20 protein-coding genes are annotated in these 18,057 nt (G+C 71.6%); 8 read left to right on the top strand and 12 right to left on the bottom strand.

The genetic code is table 11. The annotated features are described in order from the left end of the window. Nucleotides 1–314: 314 nt before the first annotated feature. Nucleotides 315–953, top strand: coding sequence for a hypothetical protein (locus CcI156_RS22105; RefSeq protein WP_076807984.1), 639 nt, complete (start codon nt 315–317; stop codon nt 951–953). On the opposite strand, the gene CcI156_RS27195 is transcribed toward CcI156_RS22105, so the two are convergent. From CcI156_RS27195 to CcI156_RS22080, 5 genes are all read right to left on the bottom strand, one after another. Continuing rightward, nucleotides 954–1,550 carry a hypothetical protein gene (locus tag CcI156_RS27195; RefSeq protein ID WP_254847559.1) on the bottom strand — a complete coding sequence of 199 codons (597 nt, stop codon included), beginning with the start codon at nt 1,548–1,550 and terminating at the stop codon, nt 954–956. Nucleotides 1,551–2,020: 470 nt separating this feature from the next. Further along, nucleotides 2,021–2,233 carry a bacterioferritin-associated ferredoxin gene (locus tag CcI156_RS22095; RefSeq protein ID WP_011436350.1) on the bottom strand — a complete coding sequence of 71 codons (213 nt, stop codon included), beginning with the start codon at nt 2,231–2,233 and terminating at the stop codon, nt 2,021–2,023. 308 nt (nt 2,234–2,541) lie between these two features. Next, the gene (locus tag CcI156_RS22090; protein ID WP_011436349.1) at nt 2,542–3,633 is read right to left on the bottom strand and encodes an OmpA family protein; all 1,092 of its coding nucleotides are present in this window, start codon (nt 3,631–3,633) and stop codon (nt 2,542–2,544) included. Nucleotides 3,634–3,898: 265 nt separating this feature from the next. Then, on the bottom strand, nt 3,899–4,882 hold the full coding sequence (locus tag CcI156_RS22085; RefSeq protein ID WP_023841908.1) for a phosphatase PAP2 family protein: 984 nt from the start codon (nt 4,880–4,882) through the stop codon (nt 3,899–3,901). 423 nt (nt 4,883–5,305) lie between these two features. Then, complete coding sequence (locus tag CcI156_RS22080; RefSeq protein WP_371681836.1) at nt 5,306–6,346, bottom strand: Ig-like domain-containing protein; 1,041 nt, start codon at nt 6,344–6,346, stop codon at nt 5,306–5,308. Here CcI156_RS22080 and CcI156_RS27930 point away from each other — a divergent pair. Together CcI156_RS27930 and pucL are read left to right on the top strand one after the other, a co-directional pair. After that, a complete protein-coding gene (locus CcI156_RS27930; RefSeq protein ID WP_235463258.1) occupies nt 6,336–6,653 on the top strand; it encodes a hypothetical protein in 318 nt (105 codons plus the stop codon). The genes CcI156_RS22080 and CcI156_RS27930 overlap by 11 nt on opposite strands. Before the next feature lie 780 nt (nt 6,654–7,433). Further along, complete coding sequence (gene pucL / locus CcI156_RS22075) at nt 7,434–8,327, top strand: factor-independent urate hydroxylase (protein WP_076807978.1); 894 nt, start codon at nt 7,434–7,436, stop codon at nt 8,325–8,327. A 45-nt stretch (nt 8,328–8,372) separates the two neighbouring features. Here the strand turns inward: pucL and CcI156_RS22070 are convergent, their stop codons facing one another. Continuing rightward, nucleotides 8,373–9,272, bottom strand: a complete 900-nt coding sequence (locus CcI156_RS22070) for an S-adenosyl-l-methionine hydroxide adenosyltransferase family protein (RefSeq protein ID WP_011436345.1) — start codon at nt 9,270–9,272, stop codon at nt 8,373–8,375. A gap of 33 nt (nt 9,273–9,305) precedes the next feature. Then, a complete protein-coding gene (locus CcI156_RS22065; RefSeq protein WP_011436344.1) occupies nt 9,306–9,728 on the bottom strand; it encodes a DUF3099 domain-containing protein in 423 nt (140 codons plus the stop codon). A gap of 383 nt (nt 9,729–10,111) precedes the next feature. On the opposite strand from CcI156_RS22065, the gene CcI156_RS22060 reads away from it, so the two are divergent. From CcI156_RS22060 to CcI156_RS22045, 4 genes are read left to right on the top strand one after another with little or no spacing between them, the layout of a single operon-like run. Continuing rightward, a complete protein-coding gene (locus CcI156_RS22060) occupies nt 10,112–11,371 on the top strand; it encodes a glycosyltransferase family 1 protein (protein ID WP_217697737.1) in 1,260 nt (419 codons plus the stop codon). Then, nucleotides 11,368–12,552 carry a glycosyltransferase gene (locus CcI156_RS22055; RefSeq protein ID WP_011436342.1) on the top strand — a complete coding sequence of 395 codons (1,185 nt, stop codon included), beginning with the start codon at nt 11,368–11,370 and terminating at the stop codon, nt 12,550–12,552. Before CcI156_RS22060 ends, CcI156_RS22055 begins: the two co-directional genes overlap by 4 nt. A gap of 27 nt (nt 12,553–12,579) precedes the next feature. Next, nucleotides 12,580–13,392 carry an SGNH/GDSL hydrolase family protein gene (locus tag CcI156_RS22050; RefSeq protein WP_076807973.1) on the top strand — a complete coding sequence of 271 codons (813 nt, stop codon included), beginning with the start codon at nt 12,580–12,582 and terminating at the stop codon, nt 13,390–13,392. A gap of 29 nt (nt 13,393–13,421) precedes the next feature. Further along, the gene (locus tag CcI156_RS22045) at nt 13,422–14,216 is read left to right on the top strand and encodes a hypothetical protein (protein ID WP_173645814.1); all 795 of its coding nucleotides are present in this window, start codon (nt 13,422–13,424) and stop codon (nt 14,214–14,216) included. A 33-nt stretch (nt 14,217–14,249) separates the two neighbouring features. Here the strand turns inward: CcI156_RS22045 and CcI156_RS22040 are convergent, their stop codons facing one another. The 5 genes from CcI156_RS22040 to CcI156_RS22020 form a co-directional block, all read right to left on the bottom strand. Next, complete coding sequence (locus CcI156_RS22040) at nt 14,250–14,765, bottom strand: DUF3090 domain-containing protein (protein WP_011436339.1); 516 nt, start codon at nt 14,763–14,765, stop codon at nt 14,250–14,252. Nucleotides 14,766–14,961: 196 nt separating this feature from the next. Then, nucleotides 14,962–16,068, bottom strand: a complete 1,107-nt coding sequence (locus CcI156_RS22035) for a ferrochelatase (RefSeq protein ID WP_023841910.1) — start codon at nt 16,066–16,068, stop codon at nt 14,962–14,964. Beyond that, the gene (locus CcI156_RS22030) at nt 16,065–16,370 is read right to left on the bottom strand and encodes a hypothetical protein (protein ID WP_023841911.1); all 306 of its coding nucleotides are present in this window, start codon (nt 16,368–16,370) and stop codon (nt 16,065–16,067) included. The genes CcI156_RS22035 and CcI156_RS22030 overlap by 4 nt, the downstream gene beginning before the upstream one ends. A 265-nt stretch (nt 16,371–16,635) precedes the next feature. Then, a complete protein-coding gene (locus CcI156_RS22025; RefSeq protein WP_076807971.1) occupies nt 16,636–17,088 on the bottom strand; it encodes a deaminase in 453 nt (150 codons plus the stop codon). A 92-nt stretch (nt 17,089–17,180) separates the two neighbouring features. Next, nucleotides 17,181–17,459, bottom strand: a complete 279-nt coding sequence (locus tag CcI156_RS22020; RefSeq protein ID WP_254847558.1) for a hypothetical protein — start codon at nt 17,457–17,459, stop codon at nt 17,181–17,183. On the opposite strand from CcI156_RS22020, the gene CcI156_RS22015 reads away from it, so the two are divergent. Then, a complete protein-coding gene (locus CcI156_RS22015; RefSeq protein ID WP_070982684.1) occupies nt 17,448–18,011 on the top strand; it encodes a MarR family winged helix-turn-helix transcriptional regulator in 564 nt (187 codons plus the stop codon). The two genes, CcI156_RS22020 and CcI156_RS22015, sit on opposite strands and share 12 nt — an antisense overlap. The last annotated feature ends 46 nt before the right edge of the window (nt 18,012–18,057 follow it).

Here is an 18,057-nt window from a genome sequence, read left to right as displayed (position 1 = left end):
ACGACCCCGACGCCGCCGAAACCCTCTGGCGCCACCACCTCACCACCACCCCCCACACCCCCCACCAACCCACCACCCCCCTCGACCTCCTCGGCGAGTAGTCAGATCTCCTCGGCGAGGAGTGAACCCCGGGCGTCCGCTTGCCGTTCGCGACGCTCCTCCCGGATCCGGGGACCGCTGTGGGCGCGGCATCGGTCCTCCGGTGGAGACCACGACGACACATCCAGAGAATCGGCGGTGAGGCAACCGTCGAATGCCACACAATGCCGCCATGCTGTGGTCGGTGCGCCGCGTTTCGCGTTACCGTGTGCCGCATGCCGTCGGCAGGTCTGGCCTGGCAGACACTCTCCRATCCGGGCGCGCTCGCCCTGGTCGACCCCGAGTCCAACCGGGCCGCCGCGCTGGCCCGGYCGCACCCCGCGGACCTGCCCATGGTCCAGATCGTCGACCTCGAACGTCTCGTCTGCGGTTGGCTGGCTCCGGCCAGCCGCCCGCAGTCCGAGCGGCACCTCCGTGAGCAGATGATGGTCGATCCGCTGCACACCCTGCGCGGGATGTGCTGGCTCATGGCGATGTGGGTCGTCGCGATACATCTCCGGACGGGACGACAGCCGACCGCCGTCGTCGCCGACCTGGCGTTCCCGGGGATCTGGCGAGGACCGGAGGCCCCGAAAAACGCCCAGCTCTGGGAGAACCTCGCCGGGCGGATTCGGCTCGGCGTCCTCGCCGCTCTCACCAGCGACGCGGCGACCGACGAACAGTTTCGCGAGGCGCTGCGCCATCCCGCCGACATCACGTCGATTCTGGTGCATTACGCCCTGCCCATGATGGCGGGCCTGCACCGGCAAATGCTCGACAACGGCGTGGATCCGAAGGAGATGGCGGGCACGTTGGCGCTCTACACCGTAGACCCGCAGGAACGGACCACCGCCTGCTTCCGCCCGCTGACCTGATCAGCGGCCRTCACCCCCGGGCTGCGTCTTGCGGGTYGGCGAAGGACGCGGGCCACGAGCCGCGGCGGCCGAACGCGCCGCGGAACCGAGGCGTAGCGACGGTGCGGCACGCAGGGGCGCATTCGGCCGGGCCGACCGGGCCGGGGTGGCCAGCGACCCCGGGCTCGGCACGGGCGACGCCGGACCCGGGACGGGCGACGCCGGACCCGGGACGGGCGACGCCGGACCCGGGACGGGCGACGCCGGACCCGGCACGGGCGACGCCGGACCCGGCACGGGCGACGCCGCGGAGAGGACGGGAACGGCCGAAGCGGCGGGCCCCACCGCAACCGCGGGGACGGTCTGGTCGGCGGCGTCGATGTAGACGACGCGGGTACTACCGCCGTGTCCGTGGATGGCAAGCAGCGTCTCCATCGTCGGATAGATCCCGATGGAATCGTGTTCGGAGTCCCACCACAGCACGCAGGTGCCGTCGGGGGCCTKCGCCCCGAACGCGACCGCACCCGTCCCGGAGACGCCGGAGACGTCAACGTCACGCTCCAGCTGAAACCGCCGCACCTGGCGAGCGGACATCGCCACGACCTCCTCACGGGGCACCGTACCGTACCCGTAGGCATCGCCCGCGATCCGGCTGGCGCAGCCGACTCAGCGCCGTCGCCGACCTCGTGCCTCGCAACCAGCGGGGCGTCGCGGCTCGGCCGGATCGACCGGCCGATGCTACCTCTCAGGCGGACTTCGGCCGGTTGGCCCACGGTAGCCGGCAATGTCGGGGTGGGTCATCCGTATGCCGTCGTGGCAGCGCGAGGGTGATCCCAGCACGCGGTAGCTCCACGCGGTAGCTCGCGGGTGGACCGGATGTGTCCGGGCGCGGGGACACCGCCCGAGCATGACGGTCACCTGGCCCGATGCACGGTCACCGCGGAGGCGGGCCGGTCCGCCGGCGGTCCGAGATATCGGTCATAGCCGGTCTCATTCCGTAGCCGACGGKCCAGGAACGCGACCGTACTCAGAGCGTTGATGATGTTCCGTGACGACGGCAACGGCGGCACTTCGGCCGCCACGCGGCCCTAACCCGATCCGGAACCCTGCCCCGCTCTGGCAACCGGACTGCCGCGGCGCGCGGACGCCTCACCCAACAGCTCGGCAATCTCCTCCACACAGCCGCCACAGCCCGTCCCGGCATCACATCGCTCGCCGACGGCGTCAACGTCGCAGGCACCCGAGGCGATCACGTTGCGTAGCAACCGGTCGGACACCGCGAAGCACGAACAGACGAGCACCGCACCTCACCACGCCCGAGACAGCCAGCACGCGGACGGCCAAGCGGCAGTTCGCGACCCTGTCGATCCGTCGATCTGTCGATGATCCTTCGACCCCGTGGAGYGGTCGACCCCGTGGAGCGGCCTTAGCTAAGGCTTCCCTAAGCAGAGGATGCCATGGGCCACCCGCCGCAGGCAAGACAGTCGCGCATCCGCGACATCATCGTGGCACTGGGCCGGAAATCGGCCGGGCCCGACAGTCCCGCCGGACCCGAGATCCGGCCGGACTGCAGATCGGCCGGATCAGCCGAGATCCGGCTCGCCCAGAATCAGCTGTCGGGCCACGGAACGATCTCGACCCGACGGTTGGCCGCCCGTCCCCGAGGCGTGGCGTTGTCGGCCACCGGCCACCGGGAACCGAACCCGGCGACGCGTATGAGGTCGGGACGTACGCCCCGGTCCGTCAGGTAGTCGGCAATCACCTGGGCCCGGTCCAGAGACAACGCCTGATTGAGGGTCGCCGACCCGGAGGCGTCGGCGTGGCCGCCGACCAGGACCACGACCCGGCCGGCGCGCAGCGCCGCCGCCACCCGGTCAAGCCAAAGGCGGGCCGGGGGGCTCAGCGTTGCTGCGCCGACCGGGAACGTCACGTTCCGAGCGTCGAGGGCGGCGCGTAGGGCCGCGAGGGCCCCGGCATCGGAGGTGGACTTCGCCGCCGCGGCGGCAGGCTTCTCGCGCGGGACGACAAGCCGGTTGTCCAGGGTGGCATCGGGGACGGTGGTACCGGCCGCTGCCAGCACCTGGGCGCCGAGGCGCCGCCTCGTGGCCTCGTCGGGGGCACTGCCGGCCACCGCCACGGTCGTCCCGGAGACCGTGACCGAGTGGCTCCCGGGAAAACCGCGCAGCGCCGCCGCGACGGCGGCCACCACCTCCACCGGCGGCTCCGCCACGGCCGGGTCGACCCGGACCTCACCGGTCACCGAGCCGCCGCTCGCGTCCGCCACGGCAGCGAGCAACGCGGCACGGCTCGCCCGGTCGGGCACGGTCGCCGTGATCGACAGTCCTCGGCCGGCCACAGCGAGCACCAGGGGGCGCGCAGGTTCGGTCGCGATGACCACGTCGTCGCCGAGACGCGCGGAGGTCGTGCCGGCGACCGCGGCCGAGGCTCGCGCCTGTTCGGCGGCGGCGGCACTCGGGAAACGACCGGTGACAACCGCCTCACGCCCCTCGACGTGAACCTGGGCGTGCACGCCGCCGGTGGACCGGACCGCCGCGGTCGCCCGGGCTGCGAGATCATCCTCAATGGGACCGCGGCGCAGGGCGAACGCGACAAGGGCAAGCAGCAACCACGCCAGCACGAGTGCGATGGCGAAGGCGACCGGGCGCGGACGTTGCAGACGCACGGTCGTGGACAGGGACATCGATCGGACTCCGAGCGGGATCGGACCGGACGCGGGATCTTCGAGGTGGCGCTGATCGTCGGGACAGGGCCGATCTTCGAGGTGGTGTGGGGAGAGGGGTGCCGCAAGGTCGGACGCGGCCGGGAAAACCGCTGTCCCGCAACTTTCGCACATCGGTCCCAGAAGTAACGCATCGGGGCGAAAGATGCACCCACCTGGGGAGCCACACCAGGCCGACAGCGGTCGGATCGGYACCGGTCGGATCGGCACCGGCCACCCACCGCGATCAGTTCGCGTGCGCTCCATCGGCTCGCGCCACCGGTGTGACCCGCATCGCCATGCTGGAGGTGGCCGGCGGGGCGGGCGGAGGCACCGGTGACGGCGGCGGCGCCAGTGAAGACGGCGGCGGCGCCAGTGAAGACGGCGGCGGAGACGGCAGTGGCACGGACACCGGTGCCAGCGCGTTCGGCGCAAGCTGCGATCCGGCTCCCGGCACGGCCGGCTGCCCAGCGGCACTCCCCACGAAACCGACCCGGGACCGCCACCCGGCGACGAGCGCGACCGCACCGGCGGCGCCGCCCAGGACCGCCCATCCGGCGACCGCGTCCAGGAGATAGTGGTTCGACGTCGACATGACGACGAACAGGGTCGCCGCCGGATAAAGCGCGCCGAGTACCCGGACCAGCGGTCGGCGCCCGAAGCGCACCAGCAGGAAACCGCACCACAACGACCATGCGCAGTGCAGCGACGGGAGCGCGGCGTACTGGTTCGTCAGTCCCTCCAGCCCGTCCGGGGCGGCGCTCGCGCTACCGCTCCACCATCCCCAGCCCTCGAAGTGGGACATGGTGTCGACATAGGACGTGCCGGTGAGCAACCGGGGCGGGGCGGTCGGGAACAGGAAGAACCCGACCAGGCAGATCAGAGTGGTGATCACCAGCGTCCAGCGGGCCTGAGCGTACCGGGGGGGGTGCCGACGATGCATCCACACCAGCAGGGCCGGCGTCACGACGAAGTGCAGCGTCGCGTAGTAGTAACAACAGACGACCGCCAGCACCGGTACACTCTGCAACCAGCGGTTGAGCCCGAGCTCGGGATCGAGATGCAGGAAGGTCTCYAGGCGCAGGAGATCGTGGCCCATCCGCATCGCCTCGCCGGTGGAGGCGTCGGCCACGGCACGGGTGCCGGTGTAGGAGTAGTACAGGATCACCAGCATCAGCACCTCGACCCACCAGACCAGCAGGCCGGTGGTCTGGTTGCGCAAGCGCCTCACTATGCACCTCTCGAACGTCRCACCCGCACGAGACGCCGCGCCCGCGCGCCTCGACGCCCTCGGGCAGGACCGCACGCGCGAACGGACCGGCGCACCGACCGTCGCGACGRGCCGGAGCGTCTCGACAGCTCGCTCTCCATACCCTTRCTCAACAGCATGAGCCGTTCGCGACCGTCACGGGCCGATCCGTCGTTTACGACACCTCCCCCGGACGGAAATTCACCGCCTGCTCGCCCGCCCGACTCCTCCCCCTGACCGGCTGTCCCCGTCCCGCCACCCCGCCACCGCGCGCCATCCCGCGCCATCCCGCCCCCGCCATAGCGGTGGGAGCGGCCGAGGGCGCACATTGGCGACGCCCGGCACCGAACCGGTCGGGCCGGGCGTCGTCCACGCTGCCGCGGGTGCGAGGCCGCGATCGCCCGGTCAGGCGCCGGCGCCCGCCGCGCCGGTCCTGGGGGTGGCGGTMACGGGCCCGGGCGTGACTGTGCTCACCGCGGAGTCGAGGCTCACCACGGGGGCGAGCTGGTCGGACACCGGCAGCGCGCTGCCCGCCTTCCACGTGGCCCAGGGGACCGACCACGCGTTGCCGAGCTGTGAGGTGTCCGGCGGYCGACCGGTGTTGACGATGTCGATGATGTCACCGAGCCGGGTGAAGTTGTAGAACCACTGGGCGTCGGCGGGTGAGGCGTTCACGCACCCGTGGGAGACGTTGGCTCGCCCCTGGGAGGGCACCGACCAGGGGGCGGAATGCACGTACTGCCCGCCACTGGTGTAGTTGACCGCCCACTGGACCTTCTCGTAGTAGTAGTCCGGATTGCCCTGGGGGATGCCCACGGTGGCCGAGTCCATGATCACTTCGGGTGACTTGCCCAGCACGTTGTGCGGGCCGTCCATGCTCGGCAGACTGGGTCTGCCGAGACTGACCGGCATCGTGCGCAGCAGTTGCCCGTCCCGGAAGACCTTCATCGTGTGGGTGGCCGAGTCGACCTTGGAGACCTGGGCGGAGCCGATGACGAAGTCCATCGCCCGGTCCTTGACCCCGAGCCGGCCCCCGCCCGCGTCGTAGCCGGCGAAGTTAGCCTCGACGTGCACCTTCGTCCCGGGCTTCCAGTACCCCTCCGGTCGCCACATGACGACCCGGTTCGACAGCCAGTTCCACGCGCCGAGGACCGGCGGATCGGTCCGTACGACCAGCCGGCTCTGGACGGCGGCCCGACTGGACGCGGGGGCGCTGAACGTCAGGCTGATCGGCGCGCCGATCCCGACGGTCTGGCCCGCGACCGGCTCCCAGGAGACCTTGAACGACTTCGCCGGGACGCCGGTCACGAAGCTGGTCCGCACCGACGTCGTCCCGGCGATGCCCGTCGCCGGGGACGTTGACGCCTCGACGTCGTACCGCGAGTCGGCGAACAGCCCGCCGGAGGATGTCCAGGTCCGATGATCGGCCGAGAAGGTGCCGGGCATTGTCCCCGGCTCCGTCTTCTCCGACGCGCTCGCCCCCCGGTTGACGGAGACCGCGGCCAGCGGGGCGTTGCCGCGCACGACGATCGGGCTGGTCAGCGCCACCCCGGTAGCGCCGTCCCTCGGCGTGACCGTCACGCTCGCCGCCGGATCCGGGGCGGGGGTGGCCCCGGCCGGCGCCGGTGACGCCCCCCCGCCGGAACAGGCCGCCGCGGACAGCACCGCGGCGAGCAGAAGCGTCCCCCCCGGCCACCGCCGGGGCCGGCGACCAGGCGATTCCGCCGGCCGGGATTCCGGCCTGGCCGAGTGACCCCACCCACGGKAAATACGCGGGGGAATCATTACCGAGCGAGACATGTAATGCCCCCTCCCGAAGACCGCGCCGGCAGCATCGCCGGACGGGAAGCTACGTCCGAACGGTACCCAGAGATCAACCCCACGTACCCTCGATCAGCGTAATCTACGGCGCCAACCGGCAGATCATCACCCGGTGTCGAGCATCTTAATACGGAGAGTAGCACTCTCCAGGCGTCCCACATACACCCCTCCCCTTCTCCCCTTCTGACGCACGAACGCCTTCCCAGGTTGCCCGCCCCGGAGGACATTTCACCGACCACCCGAAACGACGGCCAGAACCCACGGCGATATCAAAGAAGACGCAACCCGTCACCCGCGCAGATGAGTTTCCGCAACCAGAGACGACTGGGCGGTACACGGCACCGCCGGCATGCGGGACCATTGACGTCTCACTGGCTTTCCATTGCCGGAAGCCGCCCGGACGGGCCACCACCGCGTGATCCCACCCCCGCGGTCCACACGGCTCGGAGGGGCACCCAGGCGACAGGCCGGGGCGACAGGCCGGGGCGCCGGGCGGCACGAGTCGGGCGCGCGAAACTCACCGTCGGTCCGGGATGTCACCCGGTCCAGCAGAATGGTCGGGCCACGTTCGGCGGTCTCCGGCCCGTACCGGTGCCGGCACGACACCGGTGCGGCGCCGGGACGGTCGGACCCACGGCAGGCCGATCGACCCGGTCGGGCGAAAGGCGCACTCCGGACAAGGGAAATGACCGTCCCACGACAGGGAGGCCACATGGCGATCGTTCTCGGGCCCAATCAGTATGGAAAGGCGGAGGTCCGTCTCGTCCACGTGGCGCGGAACGGACCGGTGCACCAGATCACCGATCTGAACGTCTCCACCGCGCTTCGTGGTGACTTCGCCGCCGCGCACCTGTCCGGCGACAATGCGCACGTGCTCACCACGGACGCGCAGAAAAACACCGTCTACGCCYTCGCCCGCGAGCACGGAATCGGCCAGATCGAGGATTTCGCGATCCGGCTGGGTCACCATTTCGCCGGATCCCTCCCGGGGATCGACGGCGCCCGGATAGAAATCGAGCAGTACCGGTGGGACCGCATCCAGGTGGATGGGGTGCCGCACGACCATGCCTTCAGCAGGTCGGCTGGGGAGAAAAGGACGACGGTCGTCACCCTCGACCGTGGCACGGCCTTCGTCGTGTCCGGACTCGCCGGGCTGGTCCTGCTGAAGTCGACCGGCTCGGRATTCTCGGGGTTTCTCCGCGACCGGTACACCACACTGCCCGAGACGACAGACCGCATCCTGGCGACAGAGGTCACCGCCCGCTGGCGCTACGCCCAGTCAGACCTCGACTTCGGGCGGCTGTTCGACGGGGTACGGACGGCTCTGGTCAGCACCTTCGCGAGCCTCCACAGCCTGGCTCTGCAACAGACCCTGTACCGGATGGGCGAGGCGGCRCTGACCGCGCACGCCGACGTCRCCGAAATCCGCCTGTCAATGCCGAACAAACACCACTTTCTGGTTGATCTAGAACCGTTCGGGCTCGATAATCCCAACACGGTCTACTACGCTGCGGACCGGCCGTACGGCAAGATCGAGGGAACGGTCCTGCGCGATGACGCTCCCGACCCGGGGCCGAGCTGGCTGACCCTCCCGGGATTCTGCTGACCGGTGCGGACCCCCGACAGGCGGTGCGGCGTCCCGGACGCCTGTTCACGGGACGCCTGTCCCGGACGCCTGTTCACGGGACGCCTGTCCCGGACGCCCGTCCCAGCGGCGCAGCGTAAGGCGGTCGCCGGGCATAAGTGTGAGGGCATGCGCGGCGTCACCGTCGCGCACGGCGAGGGCCGCCATCCCCGCCGAGTCGACGTAGAGCACCGCCTCCCCCGGGCCGACCGAGCCGAAGGTGACCCCCACGGCCAGTTCAGTCATCGGGCCCGCGGCCGCGAGCGGGCCGGCCGCCTGCTCGGCCCCGGTCAGGCGGTCCCGCCGGAGCGGTCGCAGCACCGCCCGACCCGGCGGGCGCAGCCCGGCCGCGCCGAGCAGCGCGCCGGAGGCCGCGAGCTGGACGTTGCCGAACGTGTCGACGAGGACCACCTCGGTCTCCACGGTCCCATCCGGGCGTAGCCGGGCCAGGGCCGCCCGGGGACGGACCAGGGTCGCCGGCTCCACCGGCTCACCGACCTCCTGGAGCGGTGTCCCGCGCGCCAGGGCGGCAGCCACCGGGGCGAAGACGTCCCGGCCGTGGAACGTCGCGGGGGTTGCGGGCCGCACCTCCAGCGTGACCGCGGCCTCGATCCCCCCCAGCCGCTCGGCCGCGGAGATCAGCAGGCCGTTGTCCGGCCCGACCAGGTGACCGCCGACCGCGCGCAGTGCCAGGGCCCGGCGCGACGTGCCCACCCCGGGATCCACCACGGCGAGGTGCACCCCCCGAGGCAGGGAACCCACCGTCTGGGCGAGCACGGCCGCCCCCCGCCGCACGTCCCCCGGCGGCACCAGGTGGGTCACGTCGATGATCCGGGCATCCGGCACCGTCTGCAGGATCACCCCGTGGCAGGCTGCGACGAAGCCGTCGGCGAGTCCGTAGTCAGTGGTGAAGCTGATGCACCTCACCGGCTCAACCTGACGTCAACCCGATGGCTGACGTCAACCCGATGGCCCGGAGACGGACGCCTCGCCGAGCCCGGTGCCGTCCCGGCCCGGTGGGTCCGGATGGCCGTGCACCCAGCCCTCGTCATCCACCCAGCCCTCACTGTCGACCACCCGGTGGGGATCGGCCTCCAGGGCCGGCAGTTCGCCCGCCGCCGGCTGGCCCGGATCGTAGCTGACGGGCCGGTCGCGTTCGGGCGTCGGACCACCGTTGGCGATGACCACCGCGACCCACGGAATGATCACGGCCATCGCGACGGCGACGAACCGTAGCCAGCCGTGGAAGGCGACCACGGCGAGCACGAAGCAGAGCATCCGGAACATCATCGAGAGGAGGTAACGCACCTCCCGCCGATGGATGTCCCACTGCCGCGACCGGGCCGCGGACGTGATCAGGACCGTGTCCTGCCGCCTGAACATCACGCGTACACCTCGATGGCTCTCACTCCCCGACCGGTGCRCCGCCCCGTGCCTCCAAATATCCTCCTCACCGGCGCCCGGGGAAAATGCCGGCGGCCGGCGTGCGACGGTGCGGACCAGGAACCACGGCGTCCGCSGGGCGCCGTGTCGGACGACACCATGTCAGCTAGCACCATGTCAGGTGACACCACCTCAAGTGACAACATGTCAAGCAGTATCATGTCAAGTGGCACCATGTCGGACGGGAATCCGGCCCGGATCCGCCGACCGGATGAACAGCCGGTCGTGTGCACCCGTACGGTGCACCAAGCTGTGCCAGAACGTTCATGTAACGGTCGGCTGGCCGTCTGCGGCACGGCTCCATGCCCTGCCACCGTGCTCGTGTGCGCATAGCGGTGATCACCGAGTCGTTCCTCCCCCATGTTGACGGGGTGACGAACACGGTCTGTCGAGTGCTGGAACATCTGCGGGACCGGCAGCACGAGGCGATGGTCATCGCGCCGGCTCCGGCGCCCGCCGCCCGACGCGCGGCGGCGCGCAGCCACGCCGGCGCACCGGTGCTGTGGGCACCGTCGGCTCCCCTACCGGGTTACCCGGCGTTTCGCTTCGCAGTCCCGTGGCCCGGGCTTCCCGCCGCCTTACGGGAGTTCAACCCGGACATCGTCCATCTGGCGGCGCCCGCCGGCCTCGGGGCGCAGGCGGTGTTCGCGGCGCGGCGCCTCGGCATACCGAGCATCGCCGTCTACCAGACGGACATCGCCGCGTTCGCAGCCCGCTACGGGCTGGCCACCGCGGAACGCACGATCTGGCACTGGCTCGCCATCGTACATCGGCTCGCGGCCCGGACCCTCGCGCCGTCCTGGGATGCCGTCGACACCCTCCTGAGCCAGGGCGTGCAACGGGTCGCCCGCTGGAGTCGGGGGGTGGACCTCGAACGTTTCCACCCGGCGCACCGGGACGACGAGCTGCGCCGCCGCCTYGCTCCGAACGGCGAGGTCCTGGTCGGCTACGTCGGCCGGCTGRCCCGGGAGAAGCGGGTGGAGCTGCTCGGAGCGGTGTCCGACATCCCGAACACCCGGCTCGTCGTCGTCGGTGACGGCCCCTCCCGTCCCACCCTGGCCCGGTCGATGCCGAACGCGGCGTTCCTCGGATTCCGCGCCGGGCAGGAGCTCTCGGCCGCGGTCGCGAGCCTCGACGTCTTCGTCCACACCGGCATCCACGAGACATTCTGCCAGGCGGCGCAGGAGGCCAAGGCGAGCGGGGTACCGGTGGTCGCCCCTGCGGCGGGCGGGCTGCTTGACGTTGTCGAGCACGGCCGCACCGGGCTGCACTACACTCCCGGCGACCCCGCGGCCCTGCGGGCGCAGGTCGCGGCCCTGACCGACGACCTCCCTCGTCGGGTGGCGATKGGTGCGGCGGCCCGGGAGTCGGTCGCGGGATGCGGGTGGAGCGCGATCGGCGACGAGCTGCTCGGCCACTACCGTGACGTGCTCGGCACCGGCGGCGGGGCCGGTCGCTTCGGCCGCCTCAGGCACCCCGGCCCGGTCATCGAGGGACGGAGCGGACGGCGGGGCGGACGACGGGACGGATGGGACGCACGCAAGCGGCCCGGGACGGGAAACGACGACGGGTGGTCAGCATGAAGATCGTGCAGGCGGCAAACTTCGTCGCGCCGGCCTCCGGCGGCATCCGGACGACACTGCGCCACCTCGCCGCCGGCTACACCGCGGCGGGCCACGAGGTCGTCCAGATCATTCCGGGCGAGCAGGACGCCGAACTGGTCCGGCCGGATGCCCGCGTGCTCCAACTGCGCGCCCCCCGGCTACCCGGAACCGGTTACCGGATCATCACCGAGCCGTGGCGCGTCGCCGACCTGCTCGACCGGGAACGGCCCGACCGACTCGAGGTCCACGACCGGGCGACCCTGCGTCCACTGGCCCGATGGGCCCGCCGTCGCGGGGTGCCGTCGCTGGTCGTCAGCCACGAGCGGCTCGACCGCCTGCTCGGCACCTGGACACCCGCACCGTTGCGGGGAGTCCTGCCGGTCTCGACAGCCGCGGACCGGGCGAACGCCTCGCTCGCGGCCGCCTTCGACTCCGTCGTGGCGACGACGGCCTGGGCGGCGGCGGAGTTCGTCCGCATCGGCGCCGGCAACCTGCGCCACGTTCCGCTCGGCGTCGAGCTCGACCGTTTCTCCTCCGCCCACCACGACCTGACCCTGCGACGCGCCTTCGCCCGTGACCAGGAGGCGCTGCTGGTGGTGGCCAGCCGGCTGGCACCGGAGAAGCGGGTCGACCTCGCCGTGGACGCGGCAGCTGAACTCGTCCGCCGCCGGGTGCCGGCGCGCCTGGTGATCGCCGGTGACGGGGCCCATCGGGGCCGGCTGGAACGGCATGCGGCCGGGCTGCCGGTGACCTTCCTCGGGTTCGTGGCCGACCGGGAACGGCTCGCCGGCCTGCTGGCGACCGCCGACCTCGCGCTCGCCCCCGGCCCGGTGGAGACCTTCGGGCTGGCCGCTCTGGAGGCGCTCGCCAGCGGCACCCCGGCAGTGGTGCACCACGCCAGCGCGCTCGCCGAACTGATCGTCCCGGGAGTGGGCACGATCGCCGCGGGCAGCGGATTCACGTTCGCCGACGCCGTCGTGGACCTGCTGTCCGCCTCGCCTGCGCAGATCCACGCGCGCCGGATCGCGGCCCGGGCCCGCGCGGAGCAGTTCCCCTGGTCGGCCACGGTCGCGGGCTTCCTTGCCTGCCACGACTCGCCCGGTCCGGCCGCCCCGGGCACGGCCTTCCCGCAGCCACCGGCGCCGCCGCTCGCGGCCTGACTCGCGGCCTGAAAGGCGGGCAGAGCCATGGACTCCGGCACCGGATCCCGGCGGTTCGTCGCGCTGGGCGACAGCATCACGGTCGGCCTCGGCGACGGCGTGACGATGGGACGCGAACACCGCCGCCCCGCGACGGGAGGACGGGGCTTCGCCGCCCGGCTCGCCGCGTGCCTGGGCCCGGCCGGCGCCATGGAATTCACCAATCTGGCCACCACGGGAGCGACCACGCACGACGTGCGTACCCGTCAGCTCCCCGTCGCCCTGTCGCTGGGCCCCCAGATCGCCAGCGTGATCGCCGGCATGAACGACGTGCTGAAACCGACGTTCGATCCGCTGCGGTTACGCCAGGACCTGGTCTGGACGGTGGGCCGACTGCGGGCCGACGGAGTCGTCGTCCTCACCGCTACCATGCCCGATCCMAGCCGGCTGCTCCCGGTGCCGGCGCCGTTCGGCCGGATCCTGAGCGAACGGGTCGAACGGCTCAACGCGGCGGTCCAGGCCGCGGCCCGGACGGACCCCGGAGTGTTGATGGTCGACCTCGGCGGGCACCCTGCGGTGCGCAGCCGGTCCAGCTTCGACGTGGACCGGATCCACCCGGGGCCACGCGGCCACCGCCTGATCGCGCAGGCGTTCGCCCACCGTCTGTCGCACGCCGGGGTACCACTCGTGGGTCTGCCGGACGGACCCGATCATGAGGAACCGGCTCCGGGAATCATCGAGCACTCCTACTGGCTGCTGAGCGTGGGCCTGCCCTGGCTGGCCGGGCGGTGCCTGCCCAGAGGCGACAAATGGCGCTATCACCCGGAAAAAGGTCTGGTAYGGCCCCCTCGGCGAGCCTGAAGGCTCCTCGATTGCCTACGGTAGGCAATGTGCTTCCCGCCCTGTCAGCGTCGCCCCGGTCCGGAGTCCTCACCGGATGGGGCAATGCGTGGCTTGCCGGGCTCGTCGGGCTCGACGACGTCATCACCCAGATGCACCGCGCGCTCGGTGGCGAGGCGGCGCCGCACACCCTCGGCGACGAGCCGCTCGTGCTGGGCCTGGGAGCCCTGCGTTCGGCCGGAGCGCAACGGCTCCGGCTGGTCCTGCCCGCCCCCGGGGACGCCACCGGCCTGCCCGGCCCGGCGGAGGTGAACAGGGACGCGATCACCGCCGGAGAGGCGATCATCGTGATCGGCCCGAACCCGCCGCTGGTGCTCGTCCCCGGGGTCGTCGTGCACGGGCCGGCCCTGGAGGGGCGGCTGGAGTCGGTGCACTGGCGGGTGCTCGTCGCGTCCCGCGTGCCACCGCCCGGAGCCGGCCTGCGCGCCGCGGAACACGACCTCAGCAACGCGATCCGCACCACGACGGCCGCGCTCATCGACCTCGACATCGCAAGCGCCCGCCCCGAGGTGCTCGCCCTGCTGCGCGACCGCGGGGTGGATGACCCGGGCCCGGGGCTGGGCCCGGGCCATCCACCGGGGGCGCACGCCCTGCTGGCCCGGGCGGAGCGGTTGTCGACCCTGCTCGACCTCGCCGCCCGGGACGACGGTGCCGCGGTGACCGCGAGCGAGATCGCCCGCAGGTCCGCGGCGCTGCGCAACCTTTCCGCGGCGGTGCGTCGCGCCTATGCGGCGGCCTACGACGCCTTCGACCCGACGTATGCCCCCGTGCCGCCCTCGAACTGACGATCGCCGGCTGTCCGCCCCGGCCGGCTCCGGTCAGTTCAGCCGAGGGCAGAAGTGCCCGGCCGGATCGTCCGGGCGACCGCACAGGACGCACGGTGGACGCCCGGCGGCGACGATCGTGCGGGCCCGTTCGATGAAGGCACGGGCCTGTTTGATCGACAGTCCCACCCGCAACGAGTCGAGCTCGTCCTCGCTCTCGGGGAGCCGGAACTCCCCGGGAGACAGCCCGGCCGCCTCGACGAAGACCCGATGGCCGTCCCAGGACACCGTGAGCTGGCCCAGATGGAAGTCCTCCTCGAACGGGGCATCCAGCGGGGCAAGATCGATCTCGACGTCCGAAGCGGTCGGAAGCACGATGCCCTGGGTCTGGCCCACCTGGCCGAGCAACGCKGTCAGCCCCTCCGCGAGGGCGGTGACCTCGGTTTTCTCCAGACCGACCGTCACGACCTGACCACGCCCGGCAGCCTGCAGGAAGAAGACCCGGTCACCCGGCTGGCCGACGGTTCCCACCACGAACCTTTCCGGGGATTCGAACACGTAGCGCCGCATATCTCCGATCGCTCCGTTACCTTGACTCGCTTCGTCGTTCGGTTCTGATCGCTTCGTTCCCCATCAGTATCGGTTCCCCATCAGCCTCGGTTCACCATCAGTATGGCCGCATCGCCGTGCGGTCCGCCCTCGCCCACCCTCCCGGATTCAGGACCACCCCGGATTCGGGTCCGCGGGGATTCAGGTCCGCGGGGGTTCAGGTCCGCGGCGGCCCGAGGGGCTCGCAGCAGTGCGCGGGGCAGTCCGCCGGCCATGGCCCGAGGCCGGTCAGCGACCGTCGGACACCGCCGGGACGACGCAGCTCCTCGATCAGTTCTCCCACCATCGAGACGAACCGCGGATCCACCCCGACGGTGCCCGCCCGCGTCGCCGGCAGGCCCAGCTCCCGCGCCCGTTCCAGGGCCCCCACGTCGAGGTCGTAGCGGACCTCCACGTGATCGCTGACGAACCCCAGCGGAATGATCACGGCACTGGCGGCCCCCGCCGCGGCCAGCTGCGCGAGCCGATCGCGCACGTCCGGCTCGAGCCACGGCACGCCCGGCGATCCACTGCGGCTGCAGAAGGCCAGGTCGAAGGGATGACGCACGCCGGTGATGCGTTCGATCCCCTCGATGATCACCGCCGCGGTGGCCCGCAGCTGGCGAGCGTAGGCGCCCTCGCCACGCCCGCTGGCGCGGGCCTGCGCGAGGGGGAGCGAATGGGCGGTGAAGATCAGATGGGCATCGGAACGCACCTTCGCCGGCAGGTCGGCCAGCGCCGCGACGCCGCGGTCCACCATCGGCTCCACGAACCCCGGATGGTCGAAGAACAGCCGCAGCTTCACCAGCTCGGGCGCACGGTCCCCCACCGCGGCGGCGGCTGCCGCGAGGTCCTCCCGGTACTGCCGGCATCCCGAGTAGGACGAGAAAGCCGAGGTGACGAAGCACGCGGCACGCCGGATGCCGTCGGCGGCCATCTGGGCGACCGTGTCGGTCAGATAGGGCGCCCAGTTCCGGTTCCCCCAGTAGACCGGCAGCCCGGGCAGCTCCGCACGCAACGCGGTGACCAGCGCCCGGTTCTGCTCGTTGAGKGGGCTACGCCCACCGAACAGGTGGTACTGCTCGGCGACGACCGCCAGCCGGGAGGCGGGGATGTCCCGGCCCCTGGTMACGTTGCGGAGGAACGGCAACACGTCGCCGGGCCCCTCGGGACCCCCGAACGAGACGAGCAGCAGGGCGTCCACGTCCCCCGATGCCCGGACGTCCCCCGATGCCCCGACGTCCCCCGATGCCCCGACGTCCCCCGATGCCCCGGCCCCGCTCATCTCGGCACGCTGCCGGCGATCTCCGCCGGATAGCTCGGGAAGTAGCGGGTGATCTCGGACAGCTCGAAGGTGGGCAGGATGGACCCGGCCGGTTCCCGCGCGAGCAGGAACGCGAACGACGCGCGGACCAACGCGATCAGGCCCGGCACATCGTCGGGCGAGAGCCCCACCGCCGTGAGCACCTTGTCATCGACCCGCACCCGGTAGTTGAAGGAGAGCCCGCGGACTCCCGGAGACGTCTCCTCCGCGACCTCGACGTCGAAGTCGCGGCCGCCGTACGGTTCCACCCGGATCACGCCCACCGACCCACCCCCTCGCGGTTGCGCCGACCGCACCGCCGCAGCCACCTCAACTGCTGAGCCACCTCAACTGAGAGGGAAGGCGCGCCCCTGGTTTCGATCAGCCAGCGGCGTGGCGGCACGGCGACGCCGCGCCATCTACGATATCCGTCGGCGCGCCCCACATGCGTCGCCGCCGGGCAAGAAGATCGCCTGCCCCGGCTCCCGCGCGGCAGCCGGGGCGGGCACCGGCCCACCCGGACGCCATCGCGGGTGATCCAGCCGATGATCAGACGGCCAGGTGAGCCTTCATGGCGCGGGCCCGCTCGCCGAGCTCGGGCATTCCCACGACCGTGACCCCGGCCGCGCCGAGCAGTTCGTAGCCCTGGCAGTCGGCGACGAACAGGCTGGGTTCCCGCCAGGCGATGACCACTCGGGGGATCTTCGCTTCCAGGATGAGYTGGGTGCAGGTGCGTGGCCACGACATGCGCTGGGAGCAGGGTTCGAGTGTGCTGTAGAYCGTCGCGGTGGCGAGACGGGGGTCATCGGGAGCGACCTTCGCGAGCGCGGACTCCTCGGCATGCACCGTGTCGTCGACCTCGCGGGAAAACCCGAACGCGATCTCCTCGCCGTTCTCGCCGACGATGACGGCACCCACCGAGTAGGCACCGGTGGCGGGCGGGCAGCGGTGAGCGAGCTCGATGGCCCGCGTCATCCACCGGTGGTCATYGATCTGGGCCATGAGGGGCTCGTCCTTTCTCGGGCGGGTCCGGCAACCGTCGAAGAGCCCATCGCCTGCCGGAACTCGACCCCGTAGAGAACTTTGGCAACGATCTAGATGGTTGGGCCTGCTGGGAGCGCACGGCGCTCGGATGAGACCTGTTCGCCCAGGTCGCGGACGGGTTCGAGCYGTGCCCACTCCTCGTTGCGGGCGAGGGTGCGCCAAATACCGGCGGCCCGGTTGAAGGTCGGGCCGTTGGTCACTTCCTTGCCGTCAACGATCATGAGGGCGTCGCTTGCTGCGGTGGCTGCCTGTTCGGGGTCCGGGTGGGTGCGGTGGATGAAGGCCCGTGCGAGTGCGAGATGGGTGCCGTCGACCCCATGGACGCACACACCAGCAAGGCCCTGCGGCTGTCGGACCCTCAGCGCCGCGCGCTGAGGGTCGTTCGCAAAGGCTCGGTCTCTTACCGGGCCGACAGCGTCGGTCACGGCTACTTCTCGGCGCGCGGCGCCTCTGAGATCACGCTCAACGCCCGAACGATCGACAGCCTAGTCAGGCAGGGTCTGATCGTCGAGGTTCCTGACCAGTTCCGTGACCTGCGCGGGGGGCTGGTTCGTGTCCGGCCGTACCGGCTGACCGACGCGGGCCGCACCGCCCTGGGGCTCGTCCATGAGGCCCCGCAGGCCGATGCCCCGGCGACGGTGGACGTTGCCGATGTCCGGGTTGGCATGGCTACGCCGCTGGGATGGGTCGACTACATCTCTCCGCTGGACCATGGCGGGGCCATCGTCTACTACCGGCCGTTCGATCGGTCCGCGCTCACGTGCCGCGCGTGGCCGCGCGGGGAGCGGCTGACGCTCGTTCCCTGCCCCCACGTCCCCAGCTACTTTGATCACTCCCACTGCGCGAAGTGCGGTCACGAGCTGGGGAGCGTGGCCGCGTGAGGCCCGCCATCACGCTCTGGTCGGACAATCGGGACGCCGCGTACGG

This window comes from Frankia sp. CcI156 (assembly GCF_001983015.1).
Lineage (GTDB): Bacteria > Actinomycetota > Actinomycetes > Frankiales > Frankiaceae > Frankia > Frankia casuarinae.
The sequence above is the reverse complement of the archived record's forward strand: the minus strand, read 5'-3'. Positions and strand labels throughout refer to the sequence as shown.